Origin of the sequence: Pacificibacter sp., assembly GCF_039769035.1 — a bacterium.
In the GTDB taxonomy this organism is placed as follows: domain Bacteria; phylum Pseudomonadota; class Alphaproteobacteria; order Rhodobacterales; family Rhodobacteraceae; genus Celeribacter.
The window spans coordinates 1-20,164 of sequence record NZ_JBDMZG010000135.1 but is presented as its reverse complement, the minus strand read 5'-3'; the positions used below and the strand labels follow the sequence as shown (position 1 = coordinate 20,164).

Here is a 20,164-nt window from a genome sequence, read left to right as displayed (position 1 = left end):
TCGCGATCCGCGAAGGTGGCCGCACAGTTGGTTCCGGTGTTGTGTCTAAAATCGTAGAGTAATCTACACACCGATATGACTTAGAAAGGGCGTCCAATAGGGCGCCCTTTTTGCGTTTTGGACCCGCCGATGATATGAGGGAGTCAACCAATGGAGAGTGTCGTGATTCAATAACTGCCCCGATTTCAATTTTGATCTGAAAACAGGAGCGCAGTATGCCTTTTCTGAACGACGCGTCACGTCACCCCATCACCTTGCCTGACGGCAGCCCTTACACCAACACGGTTTGGCTCAAGTCGGTCATTGATCACCCCAATATCTCGGTCGGGTCCTATACCTATTACAATGATTTTGAGCTCGTTGAGGATTACGCCGCGCGCATTGCACCGTACCTATACCCGGGCGCGCCAGAAAAACTGATCATTGGCAAATTCGGCCAGTTCGCGCATGGCACACGGTTTATCACCGACAGCGCAAATCATGCGCGCGACTGGTTTACGGCCTATCCCTTTGGCAGTTTCGATGCTGATCTGATGCCGCATTTCGCATCTGAGTATTTCGAGAATCGCCGCGATACCGTCGTTGGTCATGACGTTTGGATTGGTCACGATGCCAAAATCATGCCGGGGGTCACCTTGGGGCATGGTGCCATTATCGGCACTGGGGCCGTGGTGATAAAAGATGTGCCGCCCTATGCGGTGGCGGCTGGCAATCCTGCGCGTGTTGTCAAAATGCGATTCTCGCCTGAGGTCGTGGCGCTATTGTTGGAGCTGGCATGGTGGGATCTGCCGCTTGCGCAGATTCGCGAACTGGTGCCTGTTTTGGCCTCGGCGGACCTTGATGCACTGACCAAAGCCTTGGCGAAAAAGCAGAATGGGTCATAGCACGCAGGGGTTCAGCGCATTTTCGTCCGTTGGCCGTGGTTTTCCGCTTGCAAAGGGCGGGTGGCTTTCGTATCCACACCGCCAAGTAGGGGTATAGCTCAGTTGGTAGAGCGACGGTCTCCAAAACCGTAGGTCCCGGGTTCGAACCCTGGTGCCCCTGCCATTTCCAAATTATCTGATATGCGACTGACGTTTTGACGTGTAAATGCGAGTTGCGCTTGCCTACATCTTGTGATGTTGGGGCCAACCTTTGGTCAGCTATCTTTTGGGGTTACCTTAGGTTAATATGTTGGCGTTGCTATAACTTAATATGGAACATTTTGGAGGCCAACATGCCAGTTACACTGCAAGTTCTCTACCCAACGACCAATGATACGACCTTTGATCACGCCTATTATGCGGCAAAGCATTTGCCGCTCGCAGGCGAAGCGATGGGGCCATTCTGTAGCAGCTTGTCTGTTAGTAAAGGTTTGGCCGGCGGCCCAGATACGCCCGCTGGCTACCACACAATCGCGACGCTTGTTTTCGAGAATCAAGCCGCCCTCGATAGTGCCCTTGCTGTTTCGGAACCCGTGCTTGCCGACATTCCAAACTTCTTCAGCGGTGAGCCGCAGATGCTGATCGGTGAAGTTGTCGCGTAAGACCGCTATTCCGGCTTGCACCCGTCTGGTGCGGGCCGGAAATCGGCGCGATTTGTGCTGAAAATGCCGTTTCAACCGAACCTTGAGGCACAACCGCGTGCTTCGCTGTCCTTCGGGCTTGAATTCAGGCGCGCTGTGGCGTACATGCCCAACACCACAACACACACGACCTATAGGTTTAGGAAAAGACAATGGCCAAGGCAAACCCACTTCTGTTCATCCAGCAAGTCCGTGCAGAAGTTTCCAAAATCGTTTGGCCAACCCGCCGCGAAGTGATGCTGACAACTGTGATGGTCTTCATCATGGCGGCGCTTACCGCAACGTTCTTTTTCATCGTCGACATTGGCATCCGCACGGGTCTCGCGGCGCTTCTTAACGCCGTCGGTTAATTTACGGTCCATTTTCGGACCTTGGGGGTCCTTATATGGCTGAACAATTTACATCTTTGTCCGAAGACCATGCTGCGTTCATTGCGCGTCAGCATATGTTCTTTTGTGCGTCAGCGGCAGAAGGCACACGGATCAACCTGACCCCGCGTTCAACCGAATTGCTGCGCGTGACAGGACCGAACGAAACGCTCTTCCTTGATCTCGTTGGCTCCAGCAATGAAACTGCGGCGCATATGATTGCCGATGGGCGTTTGACGTTTATGTTTTGCGCCGTCTCTGGTCCGCCTATGATCATGCGGCTGTATGGTACGGGGCGCACCGTGCATCGTGGCACCGATGAATATCAAACCTTGATTGCAACGCATTTTGACGCTGAGCCCAAGAACGCACGGCAAATATTTGTGCTCGATTTCGATCTTGTACAAACGTCGTGCGGATACGGCGTGCCGCTGTTTGAGTTTCAGCGGGACCGCCCCTCACTCAAAAATTGGGCTGAAGCAAAAACGCCAGAAGAAATCGAAGCCTACAAGCGCAAGAAAAACATGACCTCGATGGACGGCCTGCCAACGGGCTTGCAGCCTGAATAGAGCCGCGAAACTCGCCATCAAACCTCACGGTTTGGACGTCTAAACACTTGAACTTATGGGCAAGGCGCGGTAGTTGCTGCCCATTCCACTGAGCTGGCGTGCATCGATTCGTGTTGCGCGCCGCTTTACTGTTCGGGGAAAAGGCACATAAGTGCTTATGAAATAACGATATCCGGTAGAAATGCCGGAATGATTGAAAAGGCAAAGGCATCATGGCTAAGCGTTGGTATTCGGTGAGCGTTCTCTCGAACTTCGAGAAAAAAATTGCTGAAGCGATCAGAGTTGCTGTGGTTGAAAAGGGCCTTGAGGATCAGTTCGACGAAGTTTTGGTTCCGACCGAAGAAGTCATCGAAGTGCGCCGCGGCAAAAAAGTGACAGCAGAACGTCGCTTCATGCCTGGTTACGTTCTTGTGCGCATGGAAATGACTGACGAAGGCTACCACCTCGTGAACTCGATTAACCGGGTCACCGGTTTCCTCGGTTCTTTTGGGCGCCCAGTGCCAATGCGCGATGCAGAAGTTGAGGCCATCATCGGTCGCGCCGAAGAAACAAGCACGGAAGCGCCGCGCTCCACCATCACCTTTGAAGTGGGTGAGCAGGTGTCCGTCGCTGAAGGGGCTTTCGAAGGCTTCGAAGGTATGGTCGAAGAAGTCGACGACGAGGCACAGCGCCTCAAAGTTGCTGTTTCGATTTTTGGCCGCGCTACGCCGGTCGATTTGGAATTCGCTCAGGTCAACAAACTGGCCTAAGCGGTACATGTGTGGGAGGCGAGGGCAACGCGTTGCTCGGACCAGACCGCCAACCATTAATCCCGCCGCAGCGCGCTGTTGGTCGGGGAGTTGAAAAAGGAGAGGCCACATGGCCAAGAAACTCGCAGGTACTATGAAGCTGCAAGTGCCAGCAGGCAAAGCGAACCCGTCCCCACCCGTGGGTCCGGCGCTCGGTCAGCGCGGTATTAACATTATGGAATTCTGTAAGGCGTTTAACGCAAAAACGCAGGATCTCGAGCCAGGCGCACCTTGCCCGACCGTGATCACTTACTACGCCGACAAATCTTTCACGATGGACATCAAGACGCCACCAGCGTCCTACTTCCTCAAGAAAGCTGCGAAACTCTCATCCGGTGCGAAATTGCCTGGCCGTGAGACTGTTGGCTCCGTGACTGTTGCTCAGGTGAAAGAAATCGCCGAAGCAAAAATGAAAGACCTGAACGCCAACGATATCGAGGCAGCGATGAAAATCATCCTCGGTTCCGCGAGTTCTATGGGCATCGAGGTGAAGTAATGGCGAAACTCGGTAAACGTACAACTGCAGCGCGCGAAGCATTCGCAGGCAAAGCAGACCTCACAGTTGAAGATGCAATCGCATTGGTTAAATCCGGCGCGACAGCAAAATTCGACGAAACTGTTGAAATCGCATTGAACCTCGGTGTTGACCCACGTCACGCTGACCAAATGGTTCGCGGCGTTGTGTCTTTGCCTAACGGCACTGGCAAAACTGTTCGTGTTGCTGTTTTCGCACGCGGCCCTAAGGCTGACGAAGCGAAAGCTGCTGGCGCAGACATCATCGGCGCAGAAGACCTGATGGAAACCATTCAGGGCGGCACAATCGACTTCGATCGTTGTATCGCAACACCTGACATGATGCCTATCGTTGGTCGTCTTGGTAAAGTTCTCGGCCCACGCAACCTGATGCCAAACCCAAAAGTTGGCACTGTGACTATGGACGTGAAAGCGGCCGTTGAAGCAGCAAAAGGCGGCGAAGTTCAGTTCAAAGCTGAAAAAGGCGGCGTTGTTCACGCTGGCGTTGGCAAAGCATCTTTCTCTGATGAGCAGCTTGTCGAAAACGTTCGTGCATTTGTTGATGCCGTGCAAAAAGCACGCCCATCCGGCACAAAAGGCGCGTACATGCAAAAAGTTTCCCTGTCCTCTACAATGGGCCCAGGCGTGACTTTGAACATCGACAACGCAACTGGCAACTAAGCCAACCGCTTTATAAGATTTGAAAGGCGCTCCCTTGGGGGCGCCTTTTTCGTTGAGTGGCCCCCATCAATTTTACACGATTTCACATGTTGCGAAGCGGGCCTAGCGCGAGCACCGGATGTGTGCTACGGTACTCATATACAGAACGTCACAGCTGCCGCGAGATCGCGGTGCTTTCGAGCTGGGTAACCCCTTGCTCTCTGTGTTAATTCCTTCTACATACCGTCATGCAGCTCAGTGTGCGATTCGTCGTGCGCTGTTTTGCGCTTCGTCCAAGACGGCGGGTGGAAGGGTTTCTTTCCATAATTCCTGCCTGAGACGGGAAGACGAAAAGTTTATTTGAGGTATTACCTCGGGTGACTTTGGCGCAGCCCCGTAACGGACTTCGTGCCGGCATCTGCCGGTAGAAATGAGCCGGAAGGGGAAACCTTTCCAAAATTGGAGAAAAACTGTGGATAGAGCCCAAAAAGAAAAAATGGTCGACGAGCTCGGCCAAATCTTTGACAGCTCTGGCGTTGTAGTAGTTGCCCGCTACGAAGGTCTCACGGTTGCTGATATGCAGGATCTGCGCGCGCGTATGCGTGAAGTAGGTGGATCCGTACGCGTTGCCAAGAACAAGCTCGCCAAAATCGCCCTCGACGGTAAGCCTTGCGAAAGCATTGCTGAATACCTGACAGGCATGACTGTTATGACTTACTCAGAAGATCCTGTGGCTGCGGCCAAGGTTTCTGAGGCATTCGCTAAAGACAACGACAAGTTCGTTATCCTTGGTGGTGCTATGGGTGATAACGCTCTCGACGTCGCCGGTGTTGCAGCCGTTGCGAAAATGCCTTCTCGCGAGGAGCTTATTGCTTCTATCGTTGGTTGCATTGGCGCACCTGCATCGAACATCGCTGGCGCGATTGGCGCTCCTGCTTCGAACATCGCTGGCATCTTGTCTACTATCGAAGACAAAGAAGCTGCATAAGCAATCTAGGACTGACGTAGTTTGCATAAAGCACACGTTGGAACAGAAATTTAAACGAACGGAAACAGTACAATGGCTGATCTGAAAAAACTTGCTGAAGAGATCGTAGGTCTTACACTTCTCGAAGCACAAGAACTGAAAACTATCCTTAAAGACGAGTACGGCATCGAGCCTGCTGCTGGCGGCGCTGTAATGGTTGCTGGCGCTGCAGACGCTGGTGCGGCTGCTGAAGAAAAAACTGAATTTGATGTTGTATTGAAAGACGCTGGCGCGTCCAAAATCGGCGTAATCAAAGAAGTTCGCGCGATCACTGGTCTTGGCCTCAAAGAAGCTAAAGATCTCGTCGAAGCTGGCGGCAAAATCAAAGAAGGCGTTGATAAAGCTGAAGCTGAAGACGTTAAAGCGAAACTCGAAGCAGCAGGCGCTACAGTCGAAGTTGCTTAATCGCTTAGGCCTTTTAAAGGCCGCATAAAGTTAAGGCTGGATCCCGATTTTCGGGGTCCAGCCGAACCTGTCTTAAGGGGCAGAAAACTAAAAGTCCGCCTTAGCAAGTGCCCAATCGGGCATTTTCTAAGGAGGGTTCAGATCGGGAGCCACCGGTGGGACGGTGGCAGGAATAGATCGAACTTCTCTGTTTCGTAAGGGTACATCGGCCGGCGCCCAACGGCAGGATGCAGCTCGCGAAAACTCGAAAGGTACTGACGCACATGGCATCGACCTACCTTGGCCAGAAACGGCTCCGGAAGTACTACGGAAAAATCCGTGAAGTGCTTGAAATGCCGAACCTCATTGAGGTTCAAAAATCTTCATACGACCTCTTTTTGAAGTCCGGCGATGAGCCACAGCCGCTTGACGGCGAAGGCATCAAAGGTGTTTTCCAATCGGTCTTCCCGATTAAGGATTTCAACGAGACCGCTGTTCTTGAGTTCGTAAAGTACGAACTTGAAAAGCCTAAATACGATGTAGAGGAATGTCAGCAACGCGACATGACCTACAGCGCGCCACTGAAAGTGACGCTGCGCCTCATCGTATTTGATGTGGACGAAGACACAGGCGCCAAGTCTGTGAAAGACATCAAAGAACAAGACGTGTTCATGGGCGATATGCCTTTGATGACACCAAACGGCACCTTCGTTGTGAACGGTACAGAGCGCGTGATCGTGTCTCAGATGCACCGCTCCCCTGGTGTGTTCTTTGATCACGACAAAGGCAAAACGCACTCTTCAGGTAAACTGTTGTTTGCATGTCGCATTATTCCGTACCGCGGCTCTTGGCTCGACTTCGAATTCGACGCCAAAGACACCGTGTTTGTGCGCATTGACCGTCGTCGCAAATTGCCAGTGACGTCCCTTTTGTATGCGCTTGGTCTCGACCAAGAAGGCATCATGGACGCCTACTACGAGACGATCGAATACAAGCTCGAAAAGAACAAAGGTTGGGTGACCCCGTTCTTCCCAGAGCGCGTCCGCGGCACACGTCCGGCGTTTGATTTGGTCGACGCTGCAACAGGTGAAATCATCTGTAAAGCTGGCGACAAAATGACACCGCGTGCGGTTAAGAAAATCATCGATGAAGGTTCAGTGACTGAGCTTCTCGTTCCCTACGAGAACATCATCGGTAAGTACGCAGCGAAAGACATCATCAACGAAGAAACTGGCGCGATTTACGTCGAAGCTGGTGACGAACTTCTTCTTGAGATGGACAAAGACGGCACAGTCATCGGCGGGTCTTTGAAAGACCTGTTGGATGCGGGCATCACTGATATCCCAGTGCTCGACATCGATGGCGTGAACGTTGGCCCATACATCCGCAACACGCTTGCACAAGATAAAAACATGAACCGCGAAACTGCGCTCATGGATATCTACCGCGTGATGCGTCCAGGTGAGCCACCGACCGTTGATGCAGCGTCGACTTTGTTCGAAAGCCTCTTCTTCGATTCCGAGCGTTATGACCTTTCCGCGGTTGGCCGTGTGAAAATGAACATGCGTCTTGATCTCGATGCACCAGACACACACCGCACTTTGCGCCGTGAAGATATCATTGCTTGTATCAAAGCCTTGGTAGAATTGCGCGACGGCAAAGGCGACATCGACGATATTGACCACTTGGGCAACCGTCGTGTGCGTTCTGTTGGCGAGCTGATGGAAAACCAATATCGTGTTGGCCTTCTGCGCATGGAACGTGCGATCAAAGAGCGTATGTCTTCTGTCGAAATCGACACAGTCATGCCACAAGATTTGATCAACGCGAAACCTGCTGCGGCGGCTGTTCGTGAATTCTTCGGCTCTTCGCAGCTGTCACAGTTCATGGACCAAACCAACCCATTGTCCGAAGTTACACACAAACGTCGTTTGTCTGCGCTTGGGCCAGGTGGTTTGACACGCGAACGTGCGGGCTTTGAGGTTCGCGACGTTCACATCACGCACTACGGTCGTATGTGTCCAATTGAGACTCCAGAGGGTCCGAACATTGGTCTGATCAACTCGCTTGCAACATTTGCACGCGTGAACAAATACGGCTTTATCGAAACGCCATACCGCAAGGTTGTTGACGGCCAAGTGACTGACGATGTTCAGTACATGTCCGCGACCGAAGAAATGCGTCACACTGTGGCGCAGGCCAACGCATCGCTTGATGCCGATGGTCGCTTCGTAAACGACTTCGTGTCTACACGTCAGTCTGGTGAGCACGCGCTCAACCCGCCTGAAAACGTGGACTTGATCGACGTTTCACCAAAGCAGCTGGTTTCTGTTGCTGCGTCCTTGATCCCATTCCTCGAAAACGACGATGCGAACCGGGCCTTGATGGGCTCGAACATGCAACGTCAGGCTGTTCCGCTTTTGCGTGCTGAGGCACCGCTTGTTGGTACAGGTATCGAAGAAGTCGTGGCTCGCGATTCCGGCGCTGCGATCTTGGCGAAACGTGCGGGTGTCATCGACCAAGTCGATGCGACACGTATCGTTGTGCGCGCAACGCATGATCTTGAGCCTGGCGATCCAGGTGTAGACATCTACCGTCTGCGTAAGTTCCAGCGTTCGAACCAAAACACCTGTATCAACCAAAAACCACTGGTTAAGGTTGGTGATACTGTTGGCAAAAACGAAGTTATTGCTGACGGTCCGTCTACAGATATGGGCGAATTGGCTTTGGGTAAAAACGTCTGCGTGGCGTTTATGCCTTGGAATGGCTACAACTACGAAGACTCCATTCTGATCTCCGAACGTATCGCACGTGACGACGTTTTCACTTCGGTTCACATCGAAGAATTCGAAGTTGCGGCCCGTGATACGAAACTCGGCCCAGAAGAAATCACCCGCGATATTCCAAACGTTGGCGAGGAAGCTTTGCGCAACCTCGACGAAGCTGGGATCGTGTACATCGGTGCTCACGTTGAGCCAGGTGACATTCTCGTTGGTAAAATCACCCCAAACGGCGAAAGCCCGATGACACCAGAAGAAAAACTTCTGCGCGCCATCTTTGGTGAGAAAGCCTCTGACGTGCGTGACACATCTTTGCGTGTGAAACCGGGCGATTACGGTACGATCGTAGAAGTGCGCGTCTTCAACCGCCACGGCGTTGAAAAGGACGAGCGCTCTGTTCAGATCGAACGTGAAGAAATCGAACGCCTCGCACGTGACCGCGACGACGAACTTGGCATCTTGGATCGCAACATCTATGCGCGTCTGAAATCCATGATCTTCGGCAAAGTCGCAGCAAAAGGCCCTAAAGGCGTTGCGCCAAATGTTGTCATCGATGATGCGCTTTTGGATCAATTGTCCAAAGGTCAGTGGTGGCAGTTGGCACTTGAGGACGAAGACGATGCAATCCTCGTCGAGGCGTTGAACGAGCAGTACGAAATTCAAAAACGTGCTCTTGAACACCGTTTTGAAGACAAGGTCGAAAAAGTACGTCGCGGCGACGATTTGCCTCCGGGTGTGATGAAGATGGTCAAAGTCTTTATCGCTGTGAAGCGTAAGCTTCAGCCTGGTGATAAAATGGCTGGTCGTCACGGGAACAAAGGTGTGATTTCACGCGTTGTACCAATGGAGGACATGCCGTTCCTCGCAGATGGTACGCCTGTTGATTTCTGTCTGAACCCGCTCGGCGTTCCATCACGTATGAACGTTGGTCAGATTCTCGAAACTCACATGGGTTGGGCCGCACGCGGCATGGGCATTCAAGTGGACGAAGCTCTGCAAGAATACCGCCGCTCCGGTGACATGACACCGGTCAAAGACGCGATGAAATTCGTGTACGGCGACAATGTGCACGATGAGATCCTGAAAGACCTCGAAGACAAAGACCTGCTCGAAAAAGCTGGCAACGTTGTGAACGGTGTTCCAATTGCGACACCTGTTTTCGACGGCGCCAAAGAGGCTGACATCAACGAAGCCTTGGCGAAAGCTGGTTTCGATACCTCAGCACAGTCGGTTCTGTTTGACGGCCGCACAGGCGAGCAATTCTCACGTCGTGTGACTGTTGGCATGAAGTACCTGCTGAAACTGCACCACCTTGTGGACGACAAAATCCACGCCCGTTCAACGGGTCCATACTCTCTTGTTACTCAGCAGCCGCTGGGTGGTAAGGCACAGTTTGGTGGTCAGCGCTTTGGTGAGATGGAAGTTTGGGCACTGGAAGCATACGGCGCGGCATACACGCTGCAAGAGATGCTCACAGTGAAATCAGATGACGTCGCTGGTCGTGCAAAAGTCTACGAGTCGATCGTTAAGGGCGAAGACAACTTTGAAGCGGGCATCCCCGAGTCCTTCAATGTTCTTGTCAAAGAAGTCCGTGGCCTCGGTCTCAACATGGAACTCCTGGATGCGGAGGATGAGGAATAAGGGCTTCGGCGCTTATTTCTCTCTCCTTTCCGCAACAATTTGAGGAACTCAAAAGATGAACCAGGAACTAACAACAAACCCGTTTAACCCTCTGGCGCAGCCTGCGACCTTTGACGAGATCAAAGTGTCCTTGGCGTCTCCTGAGCGGATTCTTTCATGGTCTTTTGGTGAAATTAAAAAACCAGAAACCATCAACTACCGGACGTTCAAACCAGAACGTGACGGCCTTTTCTGTGCGCGTATCTTTGGCCCGATCAAAGACTACGAATGCTTGTGTGGTAAATACAAACGCATGAAGTACCGCGGCGTTGTCTGCGAGAAATGTGGTGTTGAAGTTACCCTTCAGAAAGTACGTCGCGAACGTATGGGCCACATCGAGCTTGCAGCTCCAGTGGCGCACATCTGGTTCTTGAAATCACTTCCAAGCCGTATCGGCCTTATGCTCGATATGACTTTGCGTGATCTTGAGCGCGTTTTGTACTTTGAAAACTACGTGGTGATTGAGCCGGGTCTCACTGACCTCATCTACGGTCAAATGATGACCGAAGAAGAGTTCATGGACGCGCAAGATCTCTACGGTGCAGACGCTTTTGAAGCCGACATCGGTGCTGAAGCGATCCGTAAAATGCTGTCCAACATCGATCTTGAGTCCACCGCAGACCAACTGCGTGAAGACCTCAAAGAAGCGACTGGTGAGCTGAAACCTAAAAAGATCATCAAGCGTCTCAAAATCGTTGAGTCCTTCTTGGAATCTGGCAACCGTCCTGAGTGGATGATTTTGACTGTGATCCCTGTGATCCCGCCAGAATTGCGCCCACTCGTTCCACTGGATGGTGGTCGTTTCGCGACGTCCGATCTCAACGATCTGTACCGCCGCGTGATCAACCGTAACAACCGTCTCAAACGCCTCATCGAGCTGCGTGCGCCCGATATCATCGTGCGCAACGAGAAACGTATGTTGCAAGAATCTGTCGACGCATTGTTCGACAACGGCCGTCGTGGCCGCGTGATCACTGGCGCCAACAAGCGTCCATTGAAATCGCTGTCAGACATGCTGAAGGGTAAGCAAGGTCGCTTCCGTCAAAACCTTTTGGGTAAACGCGTCGACTTCTCTGGTCGTTCGGTGATTGTGACGGGCCCTGAGCTCAAGCTTCACCAGTGTGGTTTGCCCAAAAAGATGGCGCTCGAGCTGTTTAAGCCGTTCATCTACTCGCGTCTTGAAGCCAAAGGTCTGTCTTCCACTGTGAAGCAAGCCAAGAAATTGGTCGAAAAAGAGCGTCCAGAAGTGTGGGATATCCTCGACGAGGTTATTCGCGAACACCCAGTGATGCTCAACCGCGCGCCAACGCTTCACCGTTTGGGTATCCAAGCGTTTGAACCTGTGTTGGTTGAAGGCAAAGCGATCAACCTGCACCCACTCGTTTGTTCGGCGTTTAACGCCGACTTCGACGGTGACCAAATGGCTGTTCACGTGCCTTTGTCTTTGGAAGCACAGCTTGAAGCACGCGTCTTGATGATGTCTACAAACAACGTTCTGTCGCCAGCCAACGGCGCGCCGATCATTGTTCCATCACAGGATATGATTTTGGGCCTCTACTACGTGACTATGGAGCGTAGCGGGATGAAGGGTGAAGGCATGATCTTCTCCGACATCGAAGAGGTTGAGCACGCGTTGAACGCGGGCGAAGTGCACCTGCACGCCAAGATCAAAGCGCGTATGATCCAAATCGACGAAACTGGCCAAGAAGTGCCTGTCTTGTTCGACACAACGCCTGGTCGTTTGCGCCTTGGTGGTCTTTTGCCACTGAACGCAAAAGCGCCATTCGATCTTGTGAACCGTCTGTTGCGTAAGAAAGAAGTGCAGCAGGTCATCGACACTGTTTACCGCTACTGTGGTCAAAAAGAGTCTGTGATCTTCTGTGACCAGATCATGACTTTGGGCTTCCGTGAAGCGTTCAAAGCCGGCATCTCGTTCGGTAAAGACGACATGGTTATCCCTGACTCAAAATGGCCATTGGTTGATGAAACCCGCGGTCAGGTTCAGGACTTCGAACAACAGTACATGGACGGTCTGATCACCCAAGGCGAGAAGTACAACAAAGTTGTTGATGCTTGGGCCAAGTGTAATGACAAAGTCACCGAAGCGATGATGTTGAACATCTCGACTGCAGGTGTGGACGAGAACGGCGCTGAAAACGAGCCGAACTCCGTTTACATGATGGCTCACTCTGGTGCGCGTGGTTCTGTTACTCAGATGAAACAACTTGGCGGTATGCGCGGTCTTATGGCCAAGCCGTCCGGCGAAATCATCGAGACACCGATCATCTCGAACTTTAAAGAGGGCTTGTCGGTTCTTGAGTACTTTAACTCCACCCACGGTGCTCGTAAGGGTCTGTCGGATACTGCGCTTAAAACAGCGAACTCCGGTTACCTGACACGTCGCCTCGTGGATGTTGCACAAGACTGTATCGTACGCGAAGTCGACTGTGGCACTGAAATCGCCATCACTGCCGAAGCGGCTGTGAATGACGGTGAAGTTGTTGCATCACTTGCTGAGCGTATCCTTGGTCGCGTCGCTGCCGACGATGTTTTGCGTCCAGGCACAGACGAAGTGTTGGTCGCGAAAAACGAACTGATCGACGAACGCAAATCAGACCTCATTGAATCAGCAGGGATCGCAACAATGCGCATCCGTTCACCGCTGACATGTGAGGCCGAAGAAGGCGTTTGTGCGAACTGTTACGGTCGTGACCTTGCACGCGGTACTATGGTCAACCAAGGTGAGGCCGTCGGCATCATCGCGGCACAATCCATTGGTGAGCCAGGCACGCAGCTTACAATGCGTACCTTCCACATCGGCGGTGTTGCGCAGGGTGGCCAACAGTCGTTCCAAGAAAGCAACCAAGAAGGCAAAATCGTCTTCACCAATGCGATGCTTTTGGAAAACACTCATGGCGAAAACATCGTTATGGGCCGCAACATGCAAATGGCTATCGTGGACGAGCACGGCGTCGAATTGGCGTCTTACAAACTCGGCTACGGCACCAAGGTCTTTGTTACAGATGGCGAAAAGATCCCGCGTGGTCACAAGCTGTTCGAATGGGATCCGTACACACTTCCAATCATCGCTGAAAAAGGCGGTAAGGCGAAGTTTGTCGACCTCATTTCTGGCCTCTCTATTCGCGACGTCACCGATGACGCGACTGGTATGTCTCAGAAAATCGTGTCTGACTGGCGTTCTGTCCCTAAAGGCGGCGATCTGAAACCTGAGGTTCTGATCTTGGATGCAGACGGCGAACCAATGCGCAACGACGTTGGCAACCCTGTGACTTACTTGATGTCTGTTGATGCTGTTCTCTCAATCGAGGACGGTCAGGACATCCAAGCGGGTGACGTTGTTGCACGTATTCCACGCGAAGGCGCGAAGACCAAAGACATCACCGGTGGTTTGCCGCGTGTTGCTGAGCTCTTCGAAGCACGTCGTCCGAAAGATCACGCGATCATCGCGGAAATCGACGGCTACGTGCGCTACGGCAAGGACTATAAAAACAAACGTCGTATTTCGATTGAGTCCAAAGACGATCCGGATGTCAAAGTCGAATACATGGTGCCAAAAGGGAAACACATCCCTGTGGCTGAAGGCGACTTTGTGACCAAAGGCGACTACATCATGGACGGCAACCCAGCGCCGCACGATATCCTTTCTATTATGGGTATCGAGGCTCTGGCTGTTTACATGATCGCTGAGGTGCAGGAAGTTTACCGTCTGCAAGGCGTTAAGATCAACGATAAGCACATCGAAGTTATCGTGCGTCAAATGTTGCAGAAATGGGAAATCCTCGAATCCGGTGACACCACACTTCTCAAAGGCGAGAACGTGGACAAAATCGAATTCGACGAAGCCAATGCGAAAGCAGAGTCCAAAGGCGGGCGTCATGCTAAAGGTCAGCCGATCCTTCTCGGGATCACCAAGGCGTCCTTGCAGACACGTTCGTTCATCTCTGCGGCGTCCTTCCAAGAAACCACCCGCGTGCTCACCGAAGCATCTGTCCAAGGCAAGCGCGACAAACTGGTTGGTCTCAAAGAAAACGTCATCGTTGGTCGCTTGATCCCAGCCGGTACTGGCGGCGCAACCAAAGCAGTGCGCAAAATTGCTCTCGATCGCGATTTGACAGTGATCGAAGATGCGCGCGCGGAAGCAGAAGCGGCGGCCTTGCTCGCAGCTCCAGCACCTGCAGCAGAAGACTCAGCTGATGATGTCTTCGCAAGCACTTTGGTAGAGACACCAGAATCTGACGCATAAGCCGCGTCACATAGAAATCAAAAAGGCCCTGCGAGAGCGGGGCCTTTTTTTGTGCTGTTCTTGTTTTTGTTAATCAGTCGGCGTGCGTTGGACTTGTGTCGAATTTGTCGCGCTCTTCTTTGTGGAATTCCCAACGGACGTCCTCAAGATACGGGCGGTTGTGCACTTCTGAGAGCGCTTCGACATAATCCATGCAGCACTGATGATGTAGCATCATCGCATTGGGTGCCGATGACACTTCAGCATAGGCAGCCTCAAAACGCGCCGCGTACTTTAGCGCACTTTCGTCGCGCACTTCGTTGCGGTTTTTGTCCTTAAAGAACCGTTCCGTGTAACGGTTCTTGTTTGCTGCAGTCGAAGGAGTTCCACGCTTCAACGCAAAACTTTCGGAAGTTCGCGTGATGTAGTGGTTTACCTGCGCGTAGTCGTGCGTGACCACGGGTGAGGTCGTGTGCTTGATGTTGTTTTGAGGCGAATAGGCACTCAGGACTTGACCATCACAACACCACAATTGATTTGGCCCTTCGCCCCATTGTCCTGTGCCGCGCCACCCCCGTGGGGAATGGACGCCGAGCCGGCCAAAGTGCATTGGCCATCGAACCAGTGTTTTGAAAAAGATATTCACGGTGTGCTTGGATTTGGCCGACCGTGTAAACGATTGGTGCGTGAATTCATCTTCCCAGCCAAGGTTGTGACCGTCGCCGAAACATTTCCAATACACGGCGATTCCGTGCGTTTGGCTTGGATCAAATTTAGCGATCAAATCGTCCAACATTCCTTCGCCTGCGTGCACAACAAGAAACTCATCGACGTCACAGTTGAACACCCACTCGGCGGATTGAACGCGGGGCAAGCTGTGCATCAACGGCAGCGCGGTGGACTTAACCGGTAGGTTTGGGTCTGGCGTGTATGGGACTGCGGTGATGATGCCGGCGTCATCTAATGCTTGCAAAAGGGCAGGTGAGTGATCGGTGCAGTCGTTGTACAGGATGACAACGTGATCAAATCCGAGCATGCGGTACCACGCGACCCATTCCAAAATGAACGGGCCCTCGTTTCGCATCGTTGTAATGACAAGCTTTTCGCCCATTTTTCGCCTCAGTTTTTTCCAATTATGCATAGCCGCTGTTAGACAGCAACGGGCTTTGACGTGAGCGATCCGGCTTGCGCGTATGCGAACATCCCTTGGCCCGATTTGCAGGTGGGCATGTCTTTCGGTCACTGCTAGAACCGATGGAACAGGGGGCTCCATGAGATCTTTATCAGACAATACACGTGGGGCCATCTTAATGATGGCCGCGATGGCCGCTTTTTCCATCAACGATGCGATCATGAAGGGCTTGGTTTCTCACATTAACCTGTACCAAGTCCTGTTTTTGCGCGGCCTTTTGACGTTGGTTTTGGTAATGACAGTCCTGACGAAAGTGACTGGCCCTGTGTCGTTGCGCATGCCCAAACAAGATCGCAAGTTGGTCGCATTGCGCTCAGCGGCAGAGATGACGGCATCGATTGGGATTGTGACCGCGCTTTCCAAGATGCCCTTTGCCAACGTGAGCGCGATTTTGCAGTCAAGCCCGTTGATGATCGCGCTTGGGGCGGCTTTGGTGTTTCGCCAGCCTATTGGGTGGCGCCGTATGCTGGCCATTGGCATCGGGTTTGTTGGCGTTTTGTTCATCGTAAAGCCGGGGCCCGACGGGTTTGAAGACGGGGTGTTGTGGGTCTTATTGGGTGTCATCAGCGTCACCGTGCGCGATCTCAGTGTGCGTGGGATGTCCTCAGCCGTGTCGACATCAACCGTGACACTTGGCGCGACGCTAAGCGTGACTGTTTTGATGGGGCTCATTTCGACCACTATTGTATGGGATCCAATGACTGTCGCGGATGGATTTTGGATTGTTGCAAATGCCGTGGCGATTACGGTGGCCTTTGCTTTGGCCGTCGCAATGATGAAGGTTGGCGACATTTCTTTTGTGGCGTCGTTCCGATACACGGCTCTGATTTGGGTGATCTTGATCGGGATTGTGGTCTTCGGAGAATGGCCTGATATTTGGACATATATAGGTGGCGCAATCATTGCTGCGACAGGCATTTACACCTTGCTACGCGAGCGGCGACTTGCCCGAGAAAAATAAGGGCTATCACGAACAGGCGTTGCAGCTTGGGCGCTGTTGACAAGCCGCGCGACTCTCCATATACCGCGCCTCATCCGGCGTAGAGGGTTTCCCTCTTTTAGCCGAATTCTACATCGTAGTGGCCAAGATCCGAGCACCTAAATTCGCTTTGATCCTCTGGGAACTCACCGCGTCGCTCACCTCGGAATGGGAGCGATAGCGGGTTTTTGTGTTATGCGCTCTGCATAACGAATTATCTGAGATGTTATGACATTCGTCATGACGAAATGTGTTGAAATACGGGGAATCCCTCAATGCCAACGATCCAACAGCTGATCCGCAAACCGCGCCAGCCGAAAGTTAAGCGCTCGAAGTCTATGCACTTGGAGTCCTGCCCACAAAAACGTGGTGTATGTACGCGCGTCTACACAACGACGCCAAAGAAACCAAACTCCGCTATGCGTAAAGTTGCCAAAGTGCGCCTTACAAACGGCTTCGAGGTTATTTCTTACATCCCAGGTGAAAGCCACAACCTTCAGGAGCACTCTGTGGTTCTGATCCGCGGCGGTCGTGTAAAAGACCTTCCGGGTGTCCGTTACCACATCCTTCGCGGTGTTCTGGATACCCAAGGTGTTAAAGACCGTAAGCAACGTCGTTCGAAATACGGCGCTAAGCGTCCTAAGTAAGGAGAGACTGGTATGTCCCGTCGTCACGCCGCTGAGAAGCGCGAAGTATTGCCTGACGCCAAATTTGGCGATCGCATTTTGACCAAGTTCATGAACAACCTCATGATCGATGGCAAGAAATCTGCTGCTGAGAAAATCGTTTACAACGCGTTTGACCGTGTTGAGGACAAGCTCAAAAAAGCACCAGTCGAAGTGTTCCACGAAGCACTCGAAAACATCAAACCATCTGTAGAAGTTCGTTCCCGCCGTGTTGGTGGTGCGACTTACCAGGTGCCTGTGGAAGTGCGCACTGAACGCCGCGAAGCGCTTGCTATTCGCTGGTTGATCAAAGCTGCTCGCTCACGCAATGAAAACACAATGGAAGAACGCCTCGCTGGTGAGCTGCTCGACGCAGTAAACGGCCGTGGTTCCGCTGTGAAAAAACGTGAAGACACGCACAAAATGGCCGACGCGAACAAAGCGTTCAGCCACTACCGCTGGTAAGAGGAAAGCACCGATATGGCACGCGATTACCCTCTCGAACTGTACCGTAACTTCGGTATCATTGCGCACATCGACGCAGGTAAAACCACCTGTTCCGAGCGCATCCTGTACTACACAGGTAAAGAGCATAACATTGGCGAAGTGCACGATGGCGCTGCGACAATGGACTGGATGGAGCAAGAGCAGGAACGTGGTATTACCATCACGTCCGCTGCGACAACTACATTCTGGGAACGCACAGAAGACGGCTTGAAGCCGGATTCTGCTAAGCACCGCATGAACATCATCGACACACCAGGTCACGTTGACTTCACAATCGAAGTTGAACGTTCTTTGGCTGTTCTCGATGGTGCTGTTTGTGTTCTCGACGCCAACGCTGGTGTTGAACCACAAACTGAAACTGTGTGGCGTCAAGCTGACCGCTACAAAGTTCCACGTATGGTTTTTGTCAACAAAATGGACAAAATCGGCGCGGACTTCTTCAAATGTGTTGCTATGGTTGAAGAGCGCACTGGCGCTCGTGCAATCCCTGTATCATTCCCAATTGGTGCCGAAACTGAGCTTGAAGGCTTGGTTGATCTCGTCACTATGGAAGAATGGTTGTGGGAAGGCGAAGACCTTGGCGCATCTTGGGTGAAAGCCCCTATTCGTGAAAGCTTGGCTGACAAAGCTGCTGAATTCCGCGAAAAGCTTGTTGAAGCTGCTGTTGAGCAAGACGATGATGCAATGGAAGCCTACCTTGAAGGCAAAGAGCCTGAGCCAGCTGCACTGCGTGCGTTGATCCGCAAAGCTTGTCTGTCTTTGTCTTTCGTCCCTGTTCTTGGTGGCTCTGCCTTCAAAAACAAAGGCGTTCAGCCATTGCTCAACGCTGTTGTTGACTACTTGCCGAGCCCGCTCGACGTTGTTGACTACATGGGCTTCCGTCCAGGTGATGAGACTGAAACACGTGACATCCCGCGCCGCGCGGATGATGACATGGCGTTCTCTGGCCTCGCATTCAAAATCATGAACGACCCATTCGTTGGCTCCTTGACGTTTACTCGGATTTACTCCGGTAAGCTCGAAAAAGGTGACAACTTGCTCAACTCTACCAAGGGTAACAAAGAGCGTGTTGGCCGTATGATGATGATGCACTCCAACGATCGCGAAGAAATCACCGAAGCGTTCTCTGGTGACATCATCGCTTTGGGTGGTCTCAAGAACACAACGACAGGTGACACACTTTGTTCACCAGCCGAACCTGTTGTTCTCGAAACAATGACCTTCCCTGAGCCAGTGATCGAGATCGCGGTTGAGCCTAAAACTAAGGCTGACCAAGAGAAAATGGGCATCGCGCTTCAGCGTTTGTCTGCTGAAGATCCATCCTTCCGTGTTGAGACTGACCTCGAATCTGGTCAGACCATCATGAAAGGTATGGGCGAACTTCACCTCGATATTCTCGTGGACCGTATGAAACGTGAGTTTAAAGTGGAAGCCAACATCGGCGCCCCACAAGTGGCTTACCGTGAGACAATTTCACACGAAGTTGAGCACACATACACCCACAAGAAACAGTCTGGTGGTTCTGGTCAGTACGGCGAAGTGAAGATGCAAATCATCCCAACTGAGCCTGGCGAAGGGTACTCTTTCGAATCCAAAGTTGTTGGTGGTTCTGTTCCTAAAGAATACATCCCTGGCGTCGAAAAAGGCATCTTGTCGGTTATGGATAACGGCCCATTGGCTGGCTTCCCTGTGATCGACTTCAAAGTGATCTTGCTTGACGGTAAGTTCCACGATGTTGACTCTTCAATCATGGCATTTGAGATCGCTGCACGTATGTGTATGCGTGAAGGCATGAAAAAAGCTGGCGCGAAAATGCTCGAGCCAATCATGAAAGTCGAAGTGATTACACCAGAAGAATACACTGGTGGCATCATTGGTGATCTTACCTCCCGTCGTGGGCAGGTTCAGGGTCAGGACACACGCGGTGTTTCAATTGCAATCGACGCGTTTGTACCACTTGCGAACATGTTCGGTTACATCAACACATTGCGTTCTATGTCTTCGGGCCGTGCGCAGTTCTCGATGCAGTTCGATCACTACGATGCTGTTCCTTCGAACATCTCGGAAGAAATTCAAGCGAAATTCGCTTAAGCGCAATTGGGGATCGGGCGCTGGTCCGGTCCCCCTCAGATTTATTAGGAGGCCATCATGGCTAAGGAAAAGTTCGAGCGTAATAAACCGCACTGTAACATCGGCACAATCGGCCACGTTGACCACGGTAAGACAACGTTGACAGCTGCGATTA

General features: G+C 52.2%; 17 protein-coding genes and 1 tRNA gene. 17 read left to right on the top strand and 1 reads right to left on the bottom strand.

Annotation, left to right across the window (positions count from 1 at the left end):
• Positions 1-215: 215 nt before the first annotated feature.
• The 12 genes from ABF287_RS11675 (at position 216) to rpoC (ending at position 14,597) form a co-directional block, all read left to right on the top strand.
• On the top strand, positions 216-884 hold the full coding sequence (locus ABF287_RS11675; protein WP_347185179.1) for a CatB-related O-acetyltransferase: 669 nt from the start codon (positions 216-218) through the stop codon (positions 882-884).
• A gap of 87 nt (positions 885-971) precedes the next feature.
• Positions 972-1,047 (top strand) — tRNA-Trp (locus ABF287_RS11670).
• 169 nt (positions 1,048-1,216) lie between these two features.
• Positions 1,217-1,525 carry an EthD family reductase gene (locus ABF287_RS11665; RefSeq protein WP_347185178.1) on the top strand — a complete coding sequence of 103 codons (309 nt, stop codon included), beginning with the start codon at positions 1,217-1,219 and terminating at the stop codon, positions 1,523-1,525.
• 191 nt (positions 1,526-1,716) lie between these two features.
• Positions 1,717-1,914, top strand: a complete 198-nt coding sequence (gene secE / locus ABF287_RS11660) for a preprotein translocase subunit SecE (protein WP_347185177.1) — start codon at positions 1,717-1,719, stop codon at positions 1,912-1,914.
• Between the two features lie 35 nt (positions 1,915-1,949).
• Positions 1,950-2,501 (top strand): pyridoxamine 5'-phosphate oxidase family protein, encoded by a 552-nt coding sequence (locus ABF287_RS11655; protein WP_347185176.1) that lies wholly within the window; start codon positions 1,950-1,952, stop codon positions 2,499-2,501.
• Positions 2,502-2,713: 212 nt separating this feature from the next.
• Positions 2,714-3,250 carry a transcription termination/antitermination protein NusG gene (nusG, locus tag ABF287_RS11650; RefSeq protein WP_347185175.1) on the top strand — a complete coding sequence of 179 codons (537 nt, stop codon included), beginning with the start codon at positions 2,714-2,716 and terminating at the stop codon, positions 3,248-3,250.
• 109 nt (positions 3,251-3,359) lie between these two features.
• The gene (rplK, locus tag ABF287_RS11645) at positions 3,360-3,785 is read left to right on the top strand and encodes a 50S ribosomal protein L11 (protein ID WP_347185174.1); all 426 of its coding nucleotides are present in this window, start codon (positions 3,360-3,362) and stop codon (positions 3,783-3,785) included.
• Entirely contained in the window at positions 3,785-4,483 is a 699-nt protein-coding gene (gene rplA / locus ABF287_RS11640; RefSeq protein WP_347185173.1) for a 50S ribosomal protein L1, read from the top strand. Before rplK ends, rplA begins: the two co-directional genes overlap by 1 nt.
• 451 nt (positions 4,484-4,934) lie before the next feature.
• The gene (gene rplJ / locus ABF287_RS11635; protein WP_347185172.1) at positions 4,935-5,450 is read left to right on the top strand and encodes a 50S ribosomal protein L10; all 516 of its coding nucleotides are present in this window, start codon (positions 4,935-4,937) and stop codon (positions 5,448-5,450) included.
• A gap of 72 nt (positions 5,451-5,522) precedes the next feature.
• Positions 5,523-5,894, top strand: coding sequence for a 50S ribosomal protein L7/L12 (gene rplL / locus ABF287_RS11630; RefSeq protein ID WP_215942401.1), 372 nt, complete (start codon positions 5,523-5,525; stop codon positions 5,892-5,894).
• A 263-nt stretch (positions 5,895-6,157) separates the two neighbouring features.
• Positions 6,158-10,294 (top strand): DNA-directed RNA polymerase subunit beta, encoded by a 4,137-nt coding sequence (gene rpoB / locus ABF287_RS11625; RefSeq protein WP_347185171.1) that lies wholly within the window; start codon positions 6,158-6,160, stop codon positions 10,292-10,294.
• Between the two features lie 55 nt (positions 10,295-10,349).
• A complete protein-coding gene (rpoC, locus tag ABF287_RS11620; protein WP_347185170.1) occupies positions 10,350-14,597 on the top strand; it encodes a DNA-directed RNA polymerase subunit beta' in 4,248 nt (1,415 codons plus the stop codon).
• A 73-nt stretch (positions 14,598-14,670) separates the two neighbouring features.
• Here the strand turns inward: rpoC and ABF287_RS11615 are convergent, their stop codons facing one another.
• Positions 14,671-15,687, bottom strand: a complete 1,017-nt coding sequence (locus ABF287_RS11615; protein WP_347185169.1) for a glycosyltransferase family 2 protein — start codon at positions 15,685-15,687, stop codon at positions 14,671-14,673.
• Positions 15,688-15,847: 160 nt separating this feature from the next.
• Here ABF287_RS11615 and ABF287_RS11610 point away from each other — a divergent pair, with 160 nt between their 5' ends.
• From ABF287_RS11610 to ABF287_RS11590, 5 genes are all read left to right on the top strand, one after another.
• On the top strand, positions 15,848-16,729 hold the full coding sequence (locus tag ABF287_RS11610; protein ID WP_347185168.1) for a DMT family transporter: 882 nt from the start codon (positions 15,848-15,850) through the stop codon (positions 16,727-16,729).
• 293 nt (positions 16,730-17,022) lie between these two features.
• Positions 17,023-17,394 carry a 30S ribosomal protein S12 gene (gene rpsL, locus ABF287_RS11605; protein WP_085848203.1) on the top strand — a complete coding sequence of 124 codons (372 nt, stop codon included), beginning with the start codon at positions 17,023-17,025 and terminating at the stop codon, positions 17,392-17,394.
• A 12-nt stretch (positions 17,395-17,406) separates the two neighbouring features.
• The gene (rpsG, locus tag ABF287_RS11600) at positions 17,407-17,877 is read left to right on the top strand and encodes a 30S ribosomal protein S7 (protein WP_347185167.1); all 471 of its coding nucleotides are present in this window, start codon (positions 17,407-17,409) and stop codon (positions 17,875-17,877) included.
• Between the two features lie 15 nt (positions 17,878-17,892).
• Positions 17,893-20,010: an elongation factor G gene (fusA, locus tag ABF287_RS11595; protein WP_347185166.1), complete on the top strand. Its 2,118-nt coding sequence runs from the start codon at positions 17,893-17,895 to the stop codon at positions 20,008-20,010.
• Between the two features lie 57 nt (positions 20,011-20,067).
• Positions 20,068-20,164: GTP-binding protein (locus ABF287_RS11590; RefSeq protein WP_284223729.1), on the top strand; the 97-nt coding region annotated here is incomplete at its 3' end.

Coding starts and splice junctions, on each gene's coding strand:
- rpsL (WP_085848203.1), top strand. CDS start 17,023: ATGCCAACGATCCAACAGCTGATCCGCAAACCGCGCCAGCCGAAAGTT.
- nusG (WP_347185175.1), top strand. CDS start 2,714: ATGGCTAAGCGTTGGTATTCGGTGAGCGTTCTCTCGAACTTCGAGAAA.
- rplL (WP_215942401.1), top strand. CDS start 5,523: ATGGCTGATCTGAAAAAACTTGCTGAAGAGATCGTAGGTCTTACACTT.
- ABF287_RS11655 (WP_347185176.1), top strand. CDS start 1,950: ATGGCTGAACAATTTACATCTTTGTCCGAAGACCATGCTGCGTTCATT.
- rplA (WP_347185173.1), top strand. CDS start 3,785: ATGGCGAAACTCGGTAAACGTACAACTGCAGCGCGCGAAGCATTCGCA.
- rpoB (WP_347185171.1), top strand. CDS start 6,158: ATGGCATCGACCTACCTTGGCCAGAAACGGCTCCGGAAGTACTACGGA.
- ABF287_RS11675 (WP_347185179.1), top strand. CDS start 216: ATGCCTTTTCTGAACGACGCGTCACGTCACCCCATCACCTTGCCTGAC.
- secE (WP_347185177.1), top strand. CDS start 1,717: ATGGCCAAGGCAAACCCACTTCTGTTCATCCAGCAAGTCCGTGCAGAA.
- ABF287_RS11610 (WP_347185168.1), top strand. CDS start 15,848: ATGAGATCTTTATCAGACAATACACGTGGGGCCATCTTAATGATGGCC.
- ABF287_RS11615 (WP_347185169.1), bottom strand. CDS start 15,687: ATGGGCGAAAAGCTTGTCATTACAACGATGCGAAACGAGGGCCCGTTC.
- rpoC (WP_347185170.1), top strand. CDS start 10,350: ATGAACCAGGAACTAACAACAAACCCGTTTAACCCTCTGGCGCAGCCT.
- rpsG (WP_347185167.1), top strand. CDS start 17,407: ATGTCCCGTCGTCACGCCGCTGAGAAGCGCGAAGTATTGCCTGACGCC.
- rplK (WP_347185174.1), top strand. CDS start 3,360: ATGGCCAAGAAACTCGCAGGTACTATGAAGCTGCAAGTGCCAGCAGGC.
- ABF287_RS11665 (WP_347185178.1), top strand. CDS start 1,217: ATGCCAGTTACACTGCAAGTTCTCTACCCAACGACCAATGATACGACC.
- fusA (WP_347185166.1), top strand. CDS start 17,893: ATGGCACGCGATTACCCTCTCGAACTGTACCGTAACTTCGGTATCATT.